The sequence below is a fragment of the Pseudorhodoplanes sp. genome, assembly GCF_059499825.1.
This window is the reverse complement of the sequence record NZ_JCABZI010000014.1, coordinates 164,339-183,754: the sequence shown is the minus strand read 5'-3', so window position 1 is coordinate 183,754 and position 19,416 is coordinate 164,339. Positions and strand designations below refer to the sequence as shown.

Below are 19,416 nucleotides of genomic sequence, written 5' to 3'. Positions count from 1 at the left end.
GATCAAATTGCGAGCACAAAAACAACCCAGGCCGCCGAACCGTTGGAAGTTGGGGACAGGTGGGTATCAATCCAGGGGCCGAACTCAATCCCAGGTCAGCGCGCCGCCATTCTGATATTCGATGACGCGGGTCTCGAAGAAGTTCTTTTCCTTCTTGAGGTCCATTGCCTCCGACATCCACGGAAACGGATTGTCGGTCTCTGGAAAGACCGAGACCAGCCCGAGTTGCGCACAGCGCCGGTTGGCGATGAAATGCATATACTGCTCGCACAATGCTGCGTTCAGCCCGAGGAAGCCACGCGGCATGGTATCGCGGCCATAGGCGACCTCCAGTTCGGCCGCTTCGCGCACCATTCCTGCGACCTCAGCCTGAAACTCGCGCGACCAAAGATGCGGGTTTTCGATCTTGATCTGATTGATGACATCGATGCCGAAGTTGAGATGAATGCTCTCGTCGCGCAGGATGTATTGGTACTGCTCGGCGATGCCCACCATCTTGTTGCGCCGGCCGAGCGAAAGGATCTGCGCAAAGCCGGTATAGAACCACATCCCTTCGAAGATCACATAGAAGGCAATGAGATCGCGCAGGAACGCGCGGTCGGATTCCGGTGTCCCGGTCTTGAAGTCAGGATCGTCGAGATGCTGTGTGTGCTTCAGCGCCCAGGCGGCCTTGTCGGTGATCGAAGGCACCTCGCGGTACATGTTGAAGAGCTCGCCCTCGTCGAGCCCGAGGCTTTCGACGATGTACTGGAAAGTGTGCGTATGCACCGCCTCCTCGAATGCCTGGCGCAGAAGATATTGCCGGCATTCCGGGTTCGTGAGGTGCCGGTAGATCGCGAGCACGATGTTGTTGGCAACCAGGCTTTCTGACGCCGCGAAGAAGCCCAGGTTGCGCTTGATCGCGCGCCGCTCGTCCTCGGTCAGGCCGTCGCGGGACTTCCACAGCGCGATGTCGGCCTGCATCGACACCTCGGTCGGCATCCAGTGATTGTTGCAGCCGGCGAGGTATTTCTCCCAGGCCCATTTGTACTTGAGCGGAAGCAACTGGTTCACATCGGCTCGGCAATTGATCATTGCTTTCTGGTCGATCGAGACCCGTCCGCCCTCGCGGTCGATCGCCCCGAGCCCCGTCGGCTCCGCCGAGGGCTTTGCGAACACGATCAGCGGCGCCGGTATCGCGGGCTTTGCGTCAGTATCGGACCAGTCGAGCATGATGGTTTTCCCCCTTGTTCTTGTCGCTACGCGAAATGCATCACTGGCAGGCTTCACAATCCGGATCATCGATGCGGCATGACGGCATCGCATCGGGCATCATTGCGCTCTTGGTGAAGACGGCTGACACGGCCGACACCGCATTGAGCTTTCCGTCCGTGCCCTTCAGCGTCGATTTTTCGACATGCGTCGCCGAGCGCGAGCGCAGGTAATAGGTGGTCTTCAGCCCGCGCTGCCATGCGAGCCTGTACAGCGCATCCAGCTTCTTCCCTGAGGGATTGGCGATATAGAGATTGAGCGACTGAGCCTGGTCGATCCACTTCTGGCGGCGCGCAGCGGCCTCGATCAGCCATGCGCTGTCGATCTCGAACGCGGTCGCATAAAGCGATTTCAGATCGTCCGGGATCCGGTCGATCTGGCCCGCGACGCCATCGAAGTATTTCAGGTCCGACACCATCACCTCGTCCCACAAGCCTCGCGCCTTGAGATCGCGGACCAGGAAGGCATTCACCACGGTGAAATCACCCGACATGTTCGATTTCACGTACAGGTTCTGGTAGGCCGGCTCGATCGACTGGCTAACGCCGCAGATGTTCGAGATCGTCGCTGTCGGCGCGATCGCCATCGTGTTCGAATTGCGCATCCCGACGGCCTTCACCCGCTCCCGCAGGCCTTCCCAGTCCAGCCGCTCCGAGCGGTCGAGATCAAGCGTGCTGCGGGCGTCCGCTAGCAGCTCGATCGAATCGATCGGCAAAATCCCCTTCGACCACAGCGATCGGTCATAGCTTGGATAGCGCCCGCGCTCGGCGGCAAGATCGGCAGACGCCGATATGGCATGGAAAGAAATCGCCTCCATGCTCTCGTCCGCAAAGCGCACCGCCCCCTCCGAGGCATAGGGCAAGCGGAGCATTTGCAACGCATCCTGGAAGCCCATGAGGCCGAGCCCGACCGGCCGGTGGCGCAGGTTCGAACGCCGAGCTTCCGGTATCGTGTAGAAATTGATGTCGATGACGTTGTCGAGCATGCGCATTGCGGTCTTGACCGTGCCGCCGAGTTTGTCGTGGTCGAGGCCTTGCGGCCCGATATGAGCCGCGAGATTGACCGAGCCGAGATTGCAGACCGCGACTTCGTCATTTGACGTATTGAGCGTGATCTCGGTGCAGAGATTGGACGAGTGCACCACGCCGGCATGGCGTTGCGGCGATCGGATATTGCAAGGATCCTTGAACGTGATCCAGGGATGCCCGGTCTCGAACAGCATCGTCAGCATGCGGCGCCAGAGATCGGCGGCGCGCACCTGCTTGAAGACTTTCATCTCTCCGCGCGCGGCTTTGGCCTCATAGGCTTCGTAGGCCGCCTTGAAAGCGTGGCCGAAAAGGTCGTGCAGGTCCGGCGCTTCGTCGGGTGAGAACAGGGTCCATGCCCCGTCGGCTTCGACCCGCTCCATGAAAAGGTCCGGCACCCAATTGGCAGTGTTCATGTCGTGCGTGCGCCGGCGGTCGTCGCCCGTGTTCTTGCGGAGATCGAGAAACTCCTCGACGTCGATATGCCAGGTTTCCAGATAGGCGCAGACGGCACCCTTGCGCTTGCCGCCCTGGTTGACCGCGATCGCCGTATCGTTTGCGACCTTCAGGAACGGCACGATTCCCTGGCTTTCGCCATTGGTCCCCTTGATGTGGGCGCCAAGACCGCGGACGCGGGTCCAGTCGTTGCCGAGACCGCCGGAGTATTTGGCCAGCAGCGCGTTGTCCTTCACCGACTTGAAGATGCCGTCGAGATCGTCCGGAACGGTGGTCAGGAAACACGACGAGAGTTGTGGACGCAGCGTGCCGGCGTTGAACAGCGTCGGCGTCGACGCCATGAAAGCGAACGACGACAGCAGGTTGTAGAACTCGATCGCCTTGCCCTCTCGGTCAATCTCCCGCAAGGCAAGCCCCATCGCCACGCGCATGAAGAACGCCTGAGGCAGTTCGATTCGTGTGCCGCGGACATGCAGGAAGTAGCGGTCGTACAGCGTCTGGAATCCGAGATAATCGAACTGAAGATCGCGTTCGGGCTTCAGCGCGGCGGCGAGACGGACCAGATCGAAGCGGGCCAGTTCGGGATCGAGCAGTTCTGCCGCTATGCCCGTTTTGATGTAGGCATGGAAATAGTCCGGATAACCCGCCTGCATTTCCGCCTGCGTCGATTCCGTCGGGCAGCCAAGAACATGCGTCAATGCTTCGCGGCGCAGTTTGTCGAGCAGTAGTCGTGCGCTGGCCTTGGCATAGTTCGGCTCGGTTTCAATCAGGGTTCGTGCAGCAAGAATGGGTGCGAGCGCCAATTCCTCGATCGAAATGCCGTCATAAAGATTGCGGTGTGTCTCGGTGACAATGGCTGCAGAGGAAACGCCGTCCAGTCCGTCGCACGCTTCCGCGATCACCGCATCGAGACGCGTGCTGTCGAGCGGTGCTTTCGTGCCATCGGCCGCCGTCACATGCAACGTACGCGACTTCGCGATCTCCGGCATGTCCTTCGGCGCAGATCGCGCGCGCTCACGCGCCCGCTCCTCACGGTACAACACATAGGCCCGCGCAACCTTGTGATGTTCGCCACGCATCAAGGCCAGTTCGACCTGATCCTGAACATCCTCGATATGGAAAGTGCGGCCGGCATCGGCACGCCGGGTCAGGTTCGACACGATCTGCCGCGTCAGTTCGGCGACCACATCGTGGACGCGGCGGGACGCGGCGGCACTGTTGCCCTCGACAGCGAGAAACGCCTTGGTCAGGGCGACCGCGATCTTGGACGCATCGAATGCCGTCACATCGCCATTACGCCGGATCACCTGATAGTCGGGCTGCGCCGCTGACGGAGACACTGCCGCGACGGGAAGGTTTGGGGCTGGGGATCGGACGGTTTCGAGCGCGAGAGACATTCGGCTTTCCCAATTTTGGGGCGGTATGGCCGAAGGTTCGCGCACAGCCGACCCGGCGAAGAGGCCGGCGGCAACAAGCGAATCCATCGGGGCACCCCGCCCGAGGACGTTCTATGCGGTCACGGCAGGTCTCCTGGCTCGCGGGTCGTTGCGTCCGTCGGGCCTTCCCGGAAACAGGGCGTTTCCAGTGGCGCGTGATCGACTTCGGCTCGCCGCTTACAGTTGCGGGGGCAGCGCCGGCCTCGCCTGACGGCTCACCGGCTTCCCTCTTGGCCCTCGATCTTGCGATTCAAGGGACCGTGACAACAAGATTTAGTAGTTTGTTCGCGGGCTGTGTCAATTGCTGGCGTGAGAAAATCGTCGGAGCCTGTTAACTGAAGGCCCGGCATGCGGATTTACGTGCATTTGCGCCATTTCACGCAGACGGGATTAGCCTTGTCGCTGGTACCCGCGCATCTGCGCCTTATTTCCTACTGTAATTGACGTAAGATGGCTGCCCAGTTCGAGGTTTGAAATGTATTCCCGCGTTTTGATCGTGTTCACGTCGCTCGCCGCATTCGCGGCCTCTCCGGCAATCGCGGATATCCAGATCACCGTCGATAAAGCCGCGCAGACGCTGACGGTCGCGCGCGACGGTGAGGTGCTGCACAGATGGCCGGTCTCGACCGGTCGGGTCGGACGCTTCACGCCGGACGGCAGCTATCAGGCTTTCCGCATGGAAAAGGATCAGCACTCGCGCGAATTCGACGACGCGCCGATGCCGCATTCGATTTTCTTCACCAAGCGCGGGCATGCGATCCACGGTTCTTTGGAGACCGGAAAGCTTGGCCGACCCGCTTCCAGTGGGTGCGTCCGGCTGGCTCCCGAGAACGCCAAAGTGCTGTTCGATCTGGTGAAGGCCGAAGGCGTACTGAAAACCAAAGTGACCATTGGGGGCGACGAACGGGTGGCGCTTGCACGTGCCGACCGGCAATTGACCCGAGGGCGCCCGAACGACAGCAGTTCGCGACAAGTCGAGCGCGGCACCGGCTTGCCGCCGACCTACTCACCACCGGTGGACGATGAGCGTCTTGCGCGCGAACGCTATGCCGCTCCGCGCCAGGTTTATCGGCAGCCGCAGCAGCAGCAGCAATATTACTACGATGGATACCAGTGGCAGCCGCATCCGGGACGAAGCTATCAGCGCGCGCAGCCCCAGCCCTATTACGGCCAGCCGCAATATTACTATCAGCCGCGCTTTTATTACGACTGACGCGCCGGCCGGCCAGCTGTCCGGGTTGTGCCCTGATCGCGCGATGACAAATTCGCTGGCTGACTGCCATCGTCGGGAGGGACACCATGAGCATCCTTGATATTCTGCTTGGCGGCGGCGCGGCCCGCGGCGGCGGGCGTGGCGGCAGTGCGAGCGGCAGCGGCAACATGACGAAGATCGGCATGGCGCTGATCTCGTACCTGCTCTGGCGCTGGTATCAGAATTCGCGGGCCGGCGGTGGCGCGCCCTCGCCCATGCCCGCGCCGGGGGGACACAGCGGTGACGCACGTATCCCTCGCGACGAGCCGCAGACCCGGTTTCCGGACAGCGATACGATGCCGGTACCGCGCTCGGGTTCCGCTGACGACAGCGACTTTGGTCCGCTGATCGAATCCACCCGCCGCATGCCCGAAACGCCGCGCGGCGACCGGCGCGGCCGTCCCATGAACGACGAAGACGAAGGCGACATGGGTGGGGGAATGGGCGGTGGCGGAGGCCTTGGCGATATTCTCAATGACATCCTGAACGGCGGCCGCGGCATGCCGGGCGGCGATCCGCGTGGCAGACCGGGGGGCGGATTTCCTGGCGGCGACCCCTCGCGTGGCGGTCGCGGCGGCAGCCTGGAAGACATTCTCGGCGATATCCTCAGCGGTGGCCGCGGGATGCCCGGTGCGCGCTTCTCGGGCGCGCAGAACGATCCGCTCAGCGGGCTCCTGCAGGGCGCCGGCATCGGCGGTCTCGGCGGATTGCTCGCGGGCGGCGCGGGCGGTGGCATGCTCGGTGACCTGATGCGGCAATTCGATCAGTCCGGCGCCGGCGATGCCGCCAGATCCTGGGTGTCGCGCGGCGAAAACATGCCGGTGACGCCAAGCCAGATCGAAAATACCTTCGGCTCCGACATCATTGACCAGCTCGCCGGTCAGTTCGGTCTCGACAAGCAAGAACTGCTGCAGGGCCTGAGCGAGACGCTGCCGGATGTGGTCAACCAGCTTACGCCGGATGGGCGGCTTCCGACCGAAGACGAAATCTCGCGCTGGACTTAAGTCAACGCAGCAAACAAAAAGGCCCGGCACGAAGCCGGGCCCAAGTTGCGCAGGCGGAGCGACACGACGTGACCCGGTCCTCCGCCACGGGAAACCGCCATACGGCGATCAAGTCGACGCTAGACGAGCTTTGGCGTTGACGATTTGATCGGCATCAATTCCGGCGGCCGGCCACGGTATTTTCGACGGGCGGCTACCTTGGCCCCTGCGGGGCGGCCGGCCATTTGCGCTCGATCCAGTGCAACATGCGCGCAAGCGGCGGCTGCAGACGCGGAAGATCGACCGCCAGCAGCACCAGCCCGAGCGGCAGCATCCAGAAACCCAAAATCGGAAGAAACCCGAAAACGCCGCCGAGAAGCAGGAGGCTCGCCGTCGGTATGCGCCACATCCGGGCACTCGGCTCCCGCAGCGAGCGCGACCGCCGCGCCATCCATCCGGGCAGCCGCTCCTCGAAACGATGCAAAAGCGCATGGAAGTCGGTCGGGCTCATGGCCATCAATGCCCCACCCCAAGCGCAAGTTCACCGCGATCCAGAATAAGCGGGACGATCAAATCCTCCTCATCGTCGAGATGGCGGATCAATCCCTGCAACAGAACGGTCGATTGCTGCATGCAGCTTTCGACGCAAGGACGCAGCGCGTCCGCCGGGCCCCCGAGTGCGCGCAGGAACCCGTTCGCCGCCTCGACCGAATTCTCGATGTTGGCGGCCAGGTGATCGTGGTCTCCCTCAAGCAAGTCAAAGCCGTGCGCAAGCCTCGAGTCGGCTTTGCGGAAGATGGGGAAGTAGTGATCGTCCTCGATATGATGATGTGCGTGAAGCTGCTGCAGAAGAAACTGCAGGCGCGGCGCGAAGAATTTGGCGAATTGCTGCGCGTCAGTCTGGCCTTCCCGAAAACGGACGGAGGCGTCCTCGAGCATGCCTCCGATTTCACGGAACATGGCGTGGCGCGACAACCAGAAACTTGCCATCTGACCGAGATTGGGGTGAGCGGCCCAGACCTCTCGCGGATAGCGCACGAGCAGCAGCCGAAGATCATCCGGTAGGCCCGACCGTGTGGCCAGCGAAAGATCGCGGACCAAAGTGGATGTCGGCTCGGTCATTTCTTTTCCAGCAGCAGCTTGCCGCGCGCACGGATGGTCGCCTGAGCCACCTCGGCAAATTTCTGCAGCAGCCAGGGAAGCGTAACCTCAAGCCGGACATGATCTTCGGCAACGTCGACGGTGCCTGCGGCGGACTGGCCGAGCGCACGCACGCGAAAAGTCAGCCGGTCGCCGGACCAGATCTCCTCGTCGACCTTTAGCACCGGGAACGCCTTGGCGGCGCCAGTGAGACCGGGGCCGAGACGGCGCAACGCCTCCTCCTTGCCGAGGGAATGCGGAATGGAAACGGTAATCGGCTTCGACATGGCCTCGTCCGGTTGAGATCTGTTCGAGGAATGTAGGTACGCGCCCGTCATCGGCCAAGCGTCAGACCGGAATGGACGCGTCCAACCTCAGGTCGGTAGCGATGTGAATAAATGCGGGGATTGCTTCAGAAGCCGCCCGAAATTCGCGCCGATGAACCCCTTGCCACGCTGGATTTGCAGTGCAAAAGCCTGTGCATCACGGTTGGCAAGACGGCTCCCTATTTGGCTTTTGAGTCCGGCTGTGAGTTCCCGCCTGTGATGTTCGGGCATTTCCCTTTCCGGCCATGATCATGACCGCTCCCGTCCCGCCTCACGAAACCCGGATCGCCCGCATCCCGATGGAGCGGGCAGCCGCGCACCGGCTTGCCGATGCGCTTGCCGAACGGCTCGATCCGGAGAGCTGTGCGGTCTCGATGTTTGAAAATGGCGACCGCTGGACCGTCGAGGCGGCCTTTCACGACGCCCCCGACCAGGAGCTGATTTCCGCAACAGTAGCGCAGGTGGTGGGAGCGGATGTTGCCAACGAACTCGTATTCTCGACCATCGCTACCCGCGACTGGGTTGCGGCAAGCCTCGAGGGCCTCGCGCCGGTTCGTGCGGGTCGTTTCGTGGTGCACGGCGCGCATGACCGCATGCGCCTGCGGCCGAATGATATCGGGATCGAGATCGAAGCAGCGCTGGCTTTCGGTACCGGCCACCATGGCACCACACGCGGTTGCCTGATCGCCTTCGAGACGCTGCGCAAGGGCTCACCCGCGGCGCGGCGCTGGCGCGTTCTCGATGTCGGAACCGGAACCGGGCTGCTGGCGATCGCCGCTGCAAAGGCGCTGCGGGTGCCGGTGTTTGCGAGCGACATCGACCCGGTCGCGGTGACAGTCGCGCAAGACAATGCGCGGCTGAACCGGGTCACGCCGCTGTTGCAGGCTTTTACCGCAAGCGGCGTCGACAGCGGCCGGATTCGTCGAGGCCGCTATGACCTGATCTTCGCCAACATTCTCGAACAGCCACTGCGCCGAATGTCGGCGCCTCTGTCGACGCTGTTGGCGCCGGGAGGACGCCTGATCCTGTCCGGCCTGCTTTCGGCGCACGCGCCGGGCGTCGTCGCAGCCTACCGCCGCCAAGGCTTGAGGCTGCAATCCCGGACAATACTGGACGGCTGGGTGACGCTGGTGATGCGCCGCGGCCGATGAGCCAGAGCGCCCCGGACAAACCGGGGCGCAGGACTTACTCACCGGCAAAATCCGGCCGAATTAGCGGACGAACGGCAGTTCTTTCTCGCTGTGTGCGAGCCGCTCGCCGGCGAGTTGAAACTGGCCCGGCAGCAAGTGGCTATGCAGCGCGATTTCGCGTTCAGCCTGGCGCATGCGGGCCTCAATGAAAGAGGTCAGCAGGCGGGACATCAGGCTCGGCTGCTTGGCGCGAACTGCGGCCGGGATCGAGGTTGCTGCGGAACCGGCGGTGATGGCGGTCATGGTGTCTCTCCTATGGAAAATCGACGGACACCCAGGGTCGTCCTCCAGACTTTCTGCAGTGCAACATAATGCGAGTCGGAATTTTTACGAACGCCAAGAATTCATAGGGGGGCTGCTAAGTATGCATAATCGCTTCATATTTCGGTAACGCCTGAGGCATTTTGAGGCGCCCTGATAATTGTTGCATCAGCACTAGTCATTGCATTGCACAAAATTACTTGCACTGGCAGCGGGGGGATTGAAAATTTCGTGCCTAACAGGAATGCGGGCATATCCTTTCGCGCGGTGCCAGCGGGCCGCAAAACCGGTAAGCACGTCCGATCCAGCGCGTAAGGCACCCTTAATGTTCTCAGCCAAATTCCAGACCTTCGACGACATCACCGACCGCGCCGGCGCAGCACCGCGCATCGCGGCGCTGCGGGCCGCGCTGAAACAACGGGGGCTGGACGGTTTCGTCGTGCCCCGGGCCGATCGCCATCAGAATGAATATGTCCCCGAGAACGAGGAGCGGATTGCCTGGCTCAGCGGCTTTACCGGCTCCGCCGGCTTCCTGATCGTCCTCGCCGACAAGGCCGTGCTGTTCACCGATGGCCGCTACACCTTGCAGGCGCGCGAGCAGACCGATCCGGCGATCTTCACTCTGGTCAACAGCGTCGAGACGGCCCCGTCCTCTTGGATCGAGCAGAACCTGACGGCGGGCACCCGGCTTGGCTACGATCCCTGGCTTCACACCGCCGAGGGTGCCGAGAGGCTGGCAAAGGCGTGCGGCAAGGCCGACGCGGTACTCGAACCGGTCGCGGATAATCCGGTCGACGAAATCTGGAGCGACCGGCCGGCGCCGCCGCTCGGTGCAATCGTACTCCACGATCCTCGCTTCGCCGGCGAAGCCGCCGAAGACAAGCTGCAGCGCGTCGCGACTGAGGTCGGCAAGCAACGCGCTGACGCCCTGGTCATCTCCGATCCGCACAACATCGCGTGGACCTTCAATATCCGCGGCTCCGACGTAGCGCACACGCCGTTGCCTTTGGCTTTCGCGATGGTCCCGAAAGCTGGACGGCCGGCGCTCTATGTGGATGGGCGCAAGCTCTCCAATGCGGTCCGCGACCGGCTCGCGAGCATAGCCGAAATCCGCGAGCCCGATGCGCTGACCGACGATCTGGCCAGGCTCGGTGCAACGCAGGCCGCGGTGCTTCTCGATCAGGCGACGGCGGCCGACGCTCTCGCCAAGCTGGTGAAACAGGCCGGTGGCAAAGTGATGCGGGTGGCCGATCCGGTGACCGCCATGAAGGCAGTCAAGAACGCGACCGAGATTGCAGGCGCGCATGCGGCGCAGGCCCGCGACGGCGCCGCCATGGCGCGCTTTCTCGCCTGGTTCGATCGCGAGTCACCGCGCGGCACACTGACCGAGATCGCGGCGGTGCAGGCGCTGGAGACCTTCCGGCGGGACAGCGGGCTGCTCAAGGACATCTCGTTCCCGACCATATCGGGAGCGGGCCCGAACGGCGCCATCGTGCATTATCGCGTCACCAGCAAGAGCAACCGGCCGATCCAGCCGGGCGAATTGTTCCTGATCGATTCCGGCGGCCAGTACGAGGACGGCACCACCGACATCACCCGCACAGTTGCCGTTGGCACGCCGACGGCCGAGATGCGCACGCGCTTCACCCAGGTGCTGAGGGGCCATATCGCGATCGCACGCGCGGTGTTTCCCGACGGGATTTCCGGGGCCCAGCTCGACACGCTGGCGCGCCAGTTCCTGTGGCAGGCCGGCGTCGATTTCGACCATGGAACCGGCCACGGCGTGGGCAGCTATCTCTCGGTGCATGAGGGACCGGCGCGGATTTCGAAGCTCGGGACGGTGCCGCTCAAGCGCGGCATGATCCTCTCGAATGAGCCCGGCTACTACAAGGAAGGCGCATTCGGGATCCGGATCGAGAATCTGGTGCTAGTGGTAGAGGCGCCGCCTATCCCGGGGGCTGAAAGGCCTATGAATGCGTTCGAGACCATCACCCTCGCGCCGATCGACAGACGCCTGATCGATGTCGGCCTGATGACGGCGGACGAGATGGCGTGGCTCGATAGCTACCATGCGAGAGTTGCAGAGACGGTGGCACCACTAGTTGATAAGGACACGGCGAACTGGCTCGCCGAGGCGACCCGCCCGCTCCTCAACCGATAGAGTCTAGCCTTTCGTGGATGCGCCAACGCCCAAATCCGAGGCGGCCTCCGATCAGCGCCCGGCGCCGTTCGGCCTGATCGTGCTGCTGATGGCGATGAGCGCCATCGGCCCGGTCTCGCTCAATATCCTCGTGCCGGCCACGCCCGGTCTGGTGGTGCTGTTCGATACCAACGTCGAGACCGTGCAGCTGACGCTGTCGCTCTATCTGTTCGGACTCGCAGTCTCGCAACTCCTGCTCGGGCCGCTCTCGGATCGCTTCGGCCGCAAGCCAGTGCTGCTGGCCGGCCTGTTCATCACCGCCGCAGCGAGCGTGGCAGCTGTCTTCTCGACCTCGATCGGCATGCTGATCGTGTTTCGGACGCTGCAGGCGCTGGGCGCCTCATCCGGGCTGGTGATCGGACGCGCCATCATCCGCGACCTCTATACCCGCGACCGTGCCGCCGCCATGATCGGTCTGGTCACCACGGTGATGGTGCTGGCGCCGATGGCGGCGCCGCTGATCGGCGGACTGCTCGATACGCATTTCGGCTGGGAATACACGTTTGTCCTGACCGGCGTGATGTCCGCCGTGGTGATGGCCTGGGCGTTCGCGACATTGCCCGAGACGCGGCCCGATCACATCACCGGTGGCGGTGTACGCTTTATTTTGCACGAGAGTCGCGAATTGCTCGCGAACCGGAAGTTCGTCGGTTATGTGCTGGTCTGCGCGATCGGCACCGCAACCTTTTTCGCCTTTCTCGGCGGCGGCCCCTTCGTCGTCATCAACATTATGGGGCGCACCTCTGCGGAATACGGCGTGTGGTTCATCGCGACCTCCGGCGGTTTCATGCTGGGCAATTTCATCACGTCGCGCACCTCGCAGCGTTACGGCATCGACCGCATGATCGAGATCGGCCTCGCCCTGCTGCTGACCGGCTCGGTGCTGACGATTGCAACCGTCGCGGTGTTTCCGGATGGCGGGCCGTGGACCATATTCGTGCCGCAGCTTGCGATCTCGGTCGGCAACGGGATTTTCCTGCCGAATTGCGTGGCCGGTGCGGTGAGCGTGCGGCCGCAGGCGGCAGGCACGGCGTCAGGCATTACCGGCTTCCTGCAGATGTCGACTGGTGCGGTCGCGGCTCAGGGCATGAGCCATATCGTCGCGACCGCAACCACGGCGATGCCGCTTGCGATCGCGATGGCGGTGCTGTCGGCTGCGGCGTCGCTGTCGTTCTATGTCTTTCTGCGAAAGCGGAGCCAGCCGCAGCACCCACAGGCTTGATTGTTTAACCGCAGCCATCGCCTCACATCACTCGACCTCACTCCATCTGGCCGTGCCGGGCCATGCAGGCGCGATAAAGCTCGAATTCCAGCGAACTGAACGTTGTCTCCGGATAGCGTTGCGACACGAGTGAGCATTCATGAATGGCGGCAGCGCGCGCTGGGTTGATACCCGCTCCCCGCGCATGTGCGGTGGATAAGGGCGCAAGGGATAAGGGAGCAAGCGCAGCGGCAGTCAGGATCATGGCGGCGATGTAATGCTTCGGCATGACGGGCACTCCTGTGTCGTTTCAAAAACGACATAGGGAGCCCCAGTCGCCACCGGTCCCGCTAAACTTCGAAGGCTGCCATGCGGCTTCGCGGATCACGTCGCAGTGATCCGCTGGCGAACGATTACTGCCCCGCCATGGCCAGCCATTCGTCTTCGGTGAGGACGGTTACGCCGTGCTTTTGCGCTTCAGCGAGCTTCGAGCCGGCGCCCGGTCCGGCCACCACGTAATCGGTTTTCTTGGAGACCGATCCCGCTACCTTTGCTCCGAGCCGCTCCGCCTGCGCCTTCGCCTCGTTACGAGTCATCTTTTCCAGCGAGCCGGTGAACACGACGGTCTTGCCGGAAATGGCGGAGTCGGACTTCGCCTTTTCCATCGGCTCGACCTTGATGTGTTCGAGCAGGCGGTCGAGGGCCGCGCGGTTATTCTTCTCCTTGAAAAATTCGACGATCGCGCCGGCCACGACGTCACCGATGCCGCCGATATTGTTCAGTTCCTGATAGGCCTCGTTCTCAGGCCCCTCGCCGGCAGCCGCCATGCCGTCGAGAAACGCGTCGATATCACCGTAGTGACGCGCAATAAGTCGCGCATTGGTCTCGCCGATATGGCGAATGCCGAGCGCATAGATCAGCTTGTTGAGTGGGATCTTGCGGCGCTCCTCGATTGCTGCAAACAGGTTGCGCACCGAAGTCTCACCATAGCCTTCGCGTTCGCTCAGCTTTTTCGATGCACGCTGATCACGCGCAGCGAGTGTGAAAATGTCGGCCGGTTCCATCACGAGGCCGTCCGCGTAGAAGGCCTGCACCTGCTTCTCGCCCAGCCCCTCGATGTCGAAGGCGTCGCGGGAGACGAAATGGCGCAATCGTTCAACCTGCTGCGCAGGACAAATAAGACCACCGGTGCAGCGGCGCACCGCCTCGTCCTCCTCGCGCACCGCATGGCTGCCGCAGGCCGGGCACGTCTCTGGAAATTTATAGGGCTTCGCGTTCTTCGGCCGCTTGTCGAGCACAACGTCCAGCACCTGCGGGATCACGTCGCCGGCGCGCTGGATCACCACCGTATCCCCGATGCGGATATCGACACCGCCGCGGATCGGATTGCCGTCGTTTCCGATGCCCTTGATATAGTCCTCGTTATGGAGTGTGGCGTTCTGCACCACCACGCCGCCGACCGTAACCGGCTCCAGCTTGGCCACCGGTGTCAGCGCGCCGGTGCGGCCGACCTGGATATCGATGTCGTTCACAACGGTGGTCGCCTTCTCGGCCGGGAACTTGTGCGCAATCGCCCAGCGCGGCGACCGCGACACGAACCCAAGCCGCTGCTGCCAGTCCAATCGGTTAAGCTTGTAGACGACGCCGTCGATGTCGTAGCCGAGTGTCGCGCGCTTCGCTTCGATGTCGCGATACATCGCGAGCATGTCGTCGACCGACTTACACAGCCGAAACAGCGGATTGATGACAAAGCCGCGCTCGCCGATCCACTCCACCATCTGCTGCTGCGTGTCCCGCGGCATCGCGCTCATTTCGCCCCAGGCATAGGCGAAGAATTTCAGGTTGCGCGAGGCCGTGATCGCCGGGTCTTTCTGGCGGAGCGAGCCTGCCGCAGAGTTGCGCGGATTGGCGTAGACGGGCTCCTCGGCCTCGGCCTGCCGCTTGTTCAGCGCGAGGAAGTCCTCATGCGTCATGTAGACTTCGCCGCGCACCTCGACGATATCCGGTATGCCTCGCCCTGCCAGCTTTTGCGGAATGTCGGACAGCGTCCTGACATTCGCCGTCACGTCTTCGCCTTCGGCGCCGTCGCCGCGCGTGGCGCCGGTCACCAGTTCGCCGTTCTCATAGCGCAGCGACAGCGACAACCCGTCGATCTTCGGCTCGGCCGTGAAGGCCGGCGCCTCGTCCAGCTTCAGGAAGCGCACCACCCGGTCGACAAAGTCGGTCACGTCCTCGTCGTAAAACGCGTTATCGAGCGAAAGCATCGCCACCGCATGCCGGACCTTCTTGAACCGGCCGGTCGGCGCAGCGCCGACCTTCTGGGAAGGCGAATCCTTGCGGATCAGTTCCGGGAACCGCGCCTCGATCTCATTGTTTCGCTGGCGTAGCGCGTCGTATTCGGCGTCCGAAATTTTCGGCGCGTCTTTTTGATAATACAGCTTGTCGTTCTCGGCGATCAGCTTCGCCAGCCGCGCCAGTTCGCCCGCCGCCTGCTCCTCGGTCAGCTTGTCCGTCGGCGTGAAGGGAGATGCGCGCTTGGCCATGGTACTATCGTCATTCCGGGGCGTTCTTTCTGTCATTGCCCGCGAAAGCGGGCAATCCAGTTTTGCGACAGCGGGACGCCCTCGGATGCCCGGCCTTCGCGAGGCATGACACTGAAGTGCTATCCCGCCGCCTTGATCAGGCGCTCCGCCGCGGCGCGCGCTTCGTCGGTGATCTCGGCGCCAGCCAGCATGCGGGCGATCTCCTCGCGGCGATGGTCGGCGGCAACTTCGCTCACTCGGGTCGCCACGCGCTTGCCCCTGTCGAGCGCGCCCTTGGCAATCACGTAATGGCGGTCGGCCCGCGCTGCGACCTGCGGCGCGTGCGTGACCGCAATTGCCTGGACGCGCGCGGCGAGCTTGGCGAGCCGCACCCCGATTGCATCCGCAACTGCGCCTCCTACGCCGGTATCGATTTCGTCGAACACCAGCGTCGGCGCCGACCCGCGATCGGCGAGCACCACTTTCAAGGCGAGGAGGAAGCGCGCCAGTTCTCCCCCGGACGCCACTTTCATCAGCGGGCCGGGTCTGGTGCCGGGATTGGTCTGCACCCAGAACTCGACGCGGTCGAAACCGTGCGGGCCGGCAGCCTCGGGATCGGTCGCGATCGAGGTGGAAAACACCGCGCGCTCGAGCTTGAGCGGCTTGATCTCGGTATTGACGGCCTTGTCGAGCTTGCCGGCCGCCTTCTTGCGCAGATCCGACAATGCTGCGGCTGCCTTGCGAAAGCGCGCGTCGGTTTCGGCAGCAATCTTTTCCAGCGCGATCAGTTTCTCCGCACCGGCGTCGATCAACGCAAGCGCCACCGCATGGCGCTCGGCGAGCGCAGCAAGCTGGTCCACCGGAGTATTGTACTTGCGGGCCGCCGCGCGCAGCGAAAACAACCGCTCCTCGATCCGCTCGAGTTCGGCGGGATCGTAATTGGCGGCGCGCAATGCGCTTTCGAGGTGCGTCCGCGCCTCGTCGATTGCGGCCAGCGCCGCGTCCAGTGCCTTGATCGCAGGGTCGGCCAGGCCGGGGGCCTGTGCGCTGCGGCGCTCCAGCCGGCGAATCGCCGACGCAAAACCGGGAACTGGCGATGCGTTGCCTGCCACCGCGTCGTAAGCGTCGCGCAGATCGCCGGCAATCTTCTCGGCCTGCATCATGGCGGATCGGCGCTCGGCAAGCGCCGTCTCCTCGCCGGGCTCGGGGCGAAGCTTTCCCAACTCGTCGACCGCATGGCGGAGATAATCGGCCTCACGTTGCGCGCGCTCCACCTCGAGCCGGTGTGTCTCGACCGCCCGCGCTGCGGCATGGCACTCCTCCCACAACTGTGCGACGTCGGCGGCCTTGTCCTCGGCTCCGGCAAAGGCGTCGAGCAGCGCACGATGCGTGGCGGCATCGACCAGCGCGCGGTCATCATGCTGGCCGTGAATTTCGACCAGCGCGGCGCCGAGGCTTCGCAGCGCCTGCACCGATACCGGCTGATCGTTGATGAAGGCCCGGGTCTTGCCGTCGCGCGACTGGATGCGCCGCAGGATCAGATCCTCCTCCGCATCGATGCCGTGTTCACGCAGAAGCGTCCGCGCCGGATGGCGGGCCGGCACATCGAACACCGCAGTGACCTGCCCCTGCTCGGCGCCCTGACGCACGAGACCCGCATCGCCACGCGCGCCGAGCGCGAGCGCGAAGGCATCGAGCAGGATCGACTTGCCGGCTCCGGTCTCGCCCGTGAGCACAGCGAGGCCCTCGGCGAAGTCGAGATCGAGCTTGTCGATCAGGACGATGTCGCGGATGGACAGACGGACGAGCATGCGAAGTCTTTGTGAGAACCGGGTCAGCTGGGCGGCCAACGGCGCACCAAATCAGCACCGTTCTCGTTTTATTCTAGCACGATGCGACGCTTGGACAGCTGGAAAATTATCCAATCGCGCAACCGCTACGAACGGCCGTTTCCGGTCACCGGACGACCGGCGTACCGATCCGCACCTCGCCCGCAGGCTTTGGCTGGAACAACTTGCTGATCCAGGACTGCTTGTTTTCGGCCGGCTGGAGACCGCCGCTCTGAACCAGCTTGTAGGCGCTCTGGTACCATTGACTGTCCGGGAAATTGTGCCCGAGCACGGCGGCTGCGGTCTGCGCCTCCTGGACAATGCCGAGCGCCATATAGGCCTCGGTGAGCCGCATCAGCGCCTCCTCAACGTGGCGCGTGGTCTGATATTGCGTCACCACCAGCTTGAAGCGATTGATGGCGCCGGAAAAATCCTTCTTGGTCAGATAGAAGCGCCCGATCATCATCTCTTTGCCGGCAAGCTGATCGCGCGCAATGTCGAGCTTTTTCTTGGCGCTGGCCGCGTATTCGGTGCTCGGATAGCGGCGGATCACCTGCTCCAGCTCCCGCATCGCCTGTTCGGTACGCTGCTGGTCTCGCGTCACGTCCGGAATCACTTCGTAATAGGACGAACCGATCAGATATTGTGCGTAGGCGGCATCGGGGCTGCCGGGATGCATCGCCACGTAGCGTTTCGCGGCGGTGATTGAGTCGTCATATTCCTTGGCTTCGTAATAGGAATAGGCCTGCATCAGCAGTGCTTTGCGCGCCCAGTCCGAATAAGGGTGCTGACGATCGACCTCTTCGAACTTCTTGGCGGCGTCCTTGTATTGCTGCTTCTGCTGCAGCAGATACAGGCCTTCGTTGTAGAGCTTGTCGGCCGGCTCGTCGGGGATCGTCAGATCCTTGTCGCCGGCGCAGGCAGCCAAAGCAAAGGCAACCAGCGCAAGCGCCAGCGATCGCGACAGCACGCCGCCAGCCAGCCCTGCGGCCGGTCGGAGCCTCGCGAAGATGCCTGAACCCGCTGTCATACTCGCGCAACAATCCTCACAGGGGGCCGGATAGCGCCGATCGTGCAACCGGTCCGCCCTTCCTGACCCGGAATGCGGAGCCCCCCAAAGCAGAAACTCGCAGGCCGACAGTTCGTCGGCCGCTGTTGGTTTTTCTTACGATATTGGGCCGGGATTAAGGCGATGGTTGGCGTGCCAGTCAAGCCGGCGCACCAGTCAGGACGTACCCAAACAATTGCGTGTCAGGACACGTCCGGGCCGTAGGCCGGGGCGACCATCCCGGCCACCTCGGCATGCCCACGCACGCGGCGGGTTTCGCCGGCTTCGACCACCTCGTAAGCGGAGGGATCGGACATCAGCGCGACCAGCACTGCGTGGTTGAGACGGTGCCCGCCCCGGACCGAGCGGTAGGCTCCGATAATCGGGGCGCCGGCAAGCGCCAGATCGCCGACCGCGTCGAGCGCCTTGTGGCGAACGAATTCGTCGGCATACCGCAGACCTTCGCTGTTCAGAATGCGGTTGTCGCTCAGCACCAAGGTGTTTTCGAACGAGGCGCCGAGTGCCTTGCCCGCGCTCCAGAGCGCGGAAACGTCCTTCATGAAACCGAAGGTCCGGGCACGCGACAAGTCGCGGCGGAAGCTGTCGGCGGTGAGATCAATCGAGATCGACTGGCGACCGATCAGAGGCGATTCGAAGTTGATTTCGATGTCGAGTTGAAAGCCGCTGTCCGCGGGACGGAGCTCGCCGAAGGACTCGCCCTTGGCAACGCTGACCGGCTTCAGAATCTTGATATACCGCCGCGCCTTCGACAGCGTCTTGATACCGACCTGATCAATCGCATCGACGAACGAAGCCGCACTGCCGTCCATGATCGGCACTTCGGGACCGTCGATTTCAACGAGGGCATTGTCAACGCCGAGCCCACGGAGGGCGGCGAGAATATGTTCGGCGGTCGAGCAGAGCACACCCGATTCATCGCCCAGAACAGTCGCGAGCTCCGTTGCGGTTACGGCGCGGTAATCGGCGCGAACTTCACGCTCCCCGCCGTCGGCGTCGGTCCGCGAAAACAGGACGCCGGTGTCGGCATCTGCGGGATTGAGAGTAAGGTTAACAGGCAATCCGGAATGAACGCCGATTCCGGAAATCGTTACCTGTTCACGCAGCGTGGTCTGCCTTGCGGCTCTCATACGCTCGTCCCGTCTGTTTTTCGGCTGAACACCGCGCGATATGTTGCGCAGCGCAATCCCCCGAAGTGACCCCAATCGACAGACTTTTGCCCCGATCCCTTCCGGCAGGTAGTCTTAAGGACTATCCCCCCTGCCCGAATCTCCTGAG

Annotated in this window: 16 protein-coding genes and 1 riboswitch; of the genes, 5 read left to right on the top strand and 11 right to left on the bottom strand. The window is 63.1% G+C overall.

The genetic code is table 11. From position 1 onward, the window contains the following. Positions 1-84 precede the first annotated feature (84 nt). The gene (locus tag AC5I5I_RS20625) at positions 85-1,212 is read right to left on the bottom strand and encodes a ribonucleotide-diphosphate reductase subunit beta (protein WP_495976129.1); all 1,128 of its coding nucleotides are present in this window, start codon (positions 1,210-1,212) and stop codon (positions 85-87) included. 40 nt (positions 1,213-1,252) lie between these two features. Next, positions 1,253-4,129: a ribonucleoside-diphosphate reductase subunit alpha gene (locus tag AC5I5I_RS20620; RefSeq protein ID WP_495976127.1), complete on the bottom strand. Its 2,877-nt coding sequence runs from the start codon at positions 4,127-4,129 to the stop codon at positions 1,253-1,255. 106 nt (positions 4,130-4,235) lie between these two features. After that, positions 4,236-4,446, bottom strand: a riboswitch (cobalamin riboswitch). Between the two features lie 197 nt (positions 4,447-4,643). On the opposite strand from AC5I5I_RS20620, the gene AC5I5I_RS20615 reads away from it, so the two are divergent. Together AC5I5I_RS20615 and AC5I5I_RS20610 are read left to right on the top strand one after the other, a co-directional pair. After that, positions 4,644-5,381, top strand: a complete 738-nt coding sequence (locus tag AC5I5I_RS20615; RefSeq protein WP_495976126.1) for a L,D-transpeptidase — start codon at positions 4,644-4,646, stop codon at positions 5,379-5,381. A gap of 86 nt (positions 5,382-5,467) precedes the next feature. After that, entirely contained in the window at positions 5,468-6,424 is a 957-nt protein-coding gene (locus AC5I5I_RS20610; protein WP_495976124.1) for a YidB family protein, read from the top strand. A 193-nt stretch (positions 6,425-6,617) separates the two neighbouring features. Here the strand turns inward: AC5I5I_RS20610 and AC5I5I_RS20605 are convergent, their stop codons facing one another. Genes AC5I5I_RS20605 through AC5I5I_RS20595 form a run of 3 tightly spaced genes read right to left on the bottom strand, consistent with a single transcriptional unit; the run spans position 6,618 to position 7,830 of the window. After that, entirely contained in the window at positions 6,618-6,914 is a 297-nt protein-coding gene (locus AC5I5I_RS20605; protein ID WP_495976122.1) for a hypothetical protein, read from the bottom strand. A 5-nt stretch (positions 6,915-6,919) separates the two neighbouring features. Next, positions 6,920-7,525 (bottom strand): hemerythrin domain-containing protein, encoded by a 606-nt coding sequence (locus AC5I5I_RS20600; RefSeq protein ID WP_495976120.1) that lies wholly within the window; start codon positions 7,523-7,525, stop codon positions 6,920-6,922. After that, the gene (locus tag AC5I5I_RS20595) at positions 7,522-7,830 is read right to left on the bottom strand and encodes a polyhydroxyalkanoic acid system family protein (RefSeq protein ID WP_495976118.1); all 309 of its coding nucleotides are present in this window, start codon (positions 7,828-7,830) and stop codon (positions 7,522-7,524) included. The genes AC5I5I_RS20600 and AC5I5I_RS20595 overlap by 4 nt, the downstream gene beginning before the upstream one ends. Before the next feature lie 290 nt (positions 7,831-8,120). Between AC5I5I_RS20595 and AC5I5I_RS20590 the strand changes: the two genes are divergently transcribed. Next, a complete protein-coding gene (locus AC5I5I_RS20590; RefSeq protein WP_495976116.1) occupies positions 8,121-9,020 on the top strand; it encodes a 50S ribosomal protein L11 methyltransferase in 900 nt (299 codons plus the stop codon). Between the two features lie 60 nt (positions 9,021-9,080). Here the strand turns inward: AC5I5I_RS20590 and AC5I5I_RS20585 are convergent, their stop codons facing one another. After that, entirely contained in the window at positions 9,081-9,302 is a 222-nt protein-coding gene (locus AC5I5I_RS20585) for a hypothetical protein (RefSeq protein ID WP_495976114.1), read from the bottom strand. 343 nt (positions 9,303-9,645) lie between these two features. On the opposite strand from AC5I5I_RS20585, the gene AC5I5I_RS20580 reads away from it, so the two are divergent. Together AC5I5I_RS20580 and AC5I5I_RS20575 are read left to right on the top strand one after the other, a co-directional pair. Next, positions 9,646-11,481: an aminopeptidase P family protein gene (locus tag AC5I5I_RS20580; protein WP_495976112.1), complete on the top strand. Its 1,836-nt coding sequence runs from the start codon at positions 9,646-9,648 to the stop codon at positions 11,479-11,481. A 13-nt stretch (positions 11,482-11,494) separates the two neighbouring features. Further along, entirely contained in the window at positions 11,495-12,742 is a 1,248-nt protein-coding gene (locus tag AC5I5I_RS20575; RefSeq protein ID WP_495976110.1) for a multidrug effflux MFS transporter, read from the top strand. A gap of 37 nt (positions 12,743-12,779) precedes the next feature. Here the strand turns inward: AC5I5I_RS20575 and AC5I5I_RS20570 are convergent, their stop codons facing one another. From AC5I5I_RS20570 to lpxC, 5 genes are all read right to left on the bottom strand, one after another. After that, positions 12,780-13,010, bottom strand: coding sequence for a hypothetical protein (locus tag AC5I5I_RS20570; protein WP_495976108.1), 231 nt, complete (start codon positions 13,008-13,010; stop codon positions 12,780-12,782). Between the two features lie 124 nt (positions 13,011-13,134). Next, positions 13,135-15,264: an NAD-dependent DNA ligase LigA gene (gene ligA / locus AC5I5I_RS20565; protein WP_495976106.1), complete on the bottom strand. Its 2,130-nt coding sequence runs from the start codon at positions 15,262-15,264 to the stop codon at positions 13,135-13,137. A gap of 119 nt (positions 15,265-15,383) precedes the next feature. Further along, positions 15,384-17,054 (bottom strand): DNA repair protein RecN, encoded by a 1,671-nt coding sequence (gene recN, locus AC5I5I_RS20560; protein WP_495976105.1) that lies wholly within the window; start codon positions 17,052-17,054, stop codon positions 15,384-15,386. Between the two features lie 145 nt (positions 17,055-17,199). Continuing rightward, positions 17,200-18,102: an outer membrane protein assembly factor BamD gene (locus AC5I5I_RS20555; protein WP_495976103.1), complete on the bottom strand. Its 903-nt coding sequence runs from the start codon at positions 18,100-18,102 to the stop codon at positions 17,200-17,202. A gap of 221 nt (positions 18,103-18,323) precedes the next feature. After that, positions 18,324-19,268 (bottom strand): UDP-3-O-acyl-N-acetylglucosamine deacetylase, encoded by a 945-nt coding sequence (lpxC, locus tag AC5I5I_RS20550; RefSeq protein WP_495976101.1) that lies wholly within the window; start codon positions 19,266-19,268, stop codon positions 18,324-18,326. Between the last annotated feature and the right edge of the window lie 148 nt (positions 19,269-19,416).

Excerpts from the sequence above, each read along its gene's own strand:
- AC5I5I_RS20625 (WP_495976129.1), bottom strand. The coding sequence starts at position 1,212 with ATGCTCGACTGGTCCGATACTGACGCAAAGCCCGCGATACCGGCGCCG.
- AC5I5I_RS20620 (WP_495976127.1), bottom strand. The coding sequence starts at position 4,129 with ATGTCTCTCGCGCTCGAAACCGTCCGATCCCCAGCCCCAAACCTTCCC.
- AC5I5I_RS20615 (WP_495976126.1), top strand. The coding sequence starts at position 4,644 with ATGTATTCCCGCGTTTTGATCGTGTTCACGTCGCTCGCCGCATTCGCG.
- AC5I5I_RS20610 (WP_495976124.1), top strand. The coding sequence starts at position 5,468 with ATGAGCATCCTTGATATTCTGCTTGGCGGCGGCGCGGCCCGCGGCGGC.
- AC5I5I_RS20605 (WP_495976122.1), bottom strand. The coding sequence starts at position 6,914 with ATGAGCCCGACCGACTTCCATGCGCTTTTGCATCGTTTCGAGGAGCGG.
- AC5I5I_RS20600 (WP_495976120.1), bottom strand. The coding sequence starts at position 7,525 with ATGACCGAGCCGACATCCACTTTGGTCCGCGATCTTTCGCTGGCCACA.
- AC5I5I_RS20595 (WP_495976118.1), bottom strand. The coding sequence starts at position 7,830 with ATGTCGAAGCCGATTACCGTTTCCATTCCGCATTCCCTCGGCAAGGAG.
- AC5I5I_RS20590 (WP_495976116.1), top strand. The coding sequence starts at position 8,121 with ATGACCGCTCCCGTCCCGCCTCACGAAACCCGGATCGCCCGCATCCCG.
- AC5I5I_RS20585 (WP_495976114.1), bottom strand. The coding sequence starts at position 9,302 with ATGACCGCCATCACCGCCGGTTCCGCAGCAACCTCGATCCCGGCCGCA.
- AC5I5I_RS20580 (WP_495976112.1), top strand. The coding sequence starts at position 9,646 with ATGTTCTCAGCCAAATTCCAGACCTTCGACGACATCACCGACCGCGCC.
- AC5I5I_RS20570 (WP_495976108.1), bottom strand. The coding sequence starts at position 13,010 with ATGCCGAAGCATTACATCGCCGCCATGATCCTGACTGCCGCTGCGCTT.
- ligA (WP_495976106.1), bottom strand. The coding sequence starts at position 15,264 with ATGGCCAAGCGCGCATCTCCCTTCACGCCGACGGACAAGCTGACCGAG.
- recN (WP_495976105.1), bottom strand. The coding sequence starts at position 17,054 with ATGCTCGTCCGTCTGTCCATCCGCGACATCGTCCTGATCGACAAGCTC.
- AC5I5I_RS20555 (WP_495976103.1), bottom strand. The coding sequence starts at position 18,102 with ATGACAGCGGGTTCAGGCATCTTCGCGAGGCTCCGACCGGCCGCAGGG.
- lpxC (WP_495976101.1), bottom strand. The coding sequence starts at position 19,268 with ATGAGAGCCGCAAGGCAGACCACGCTGCGTGAACAGGTAACGATTTCC.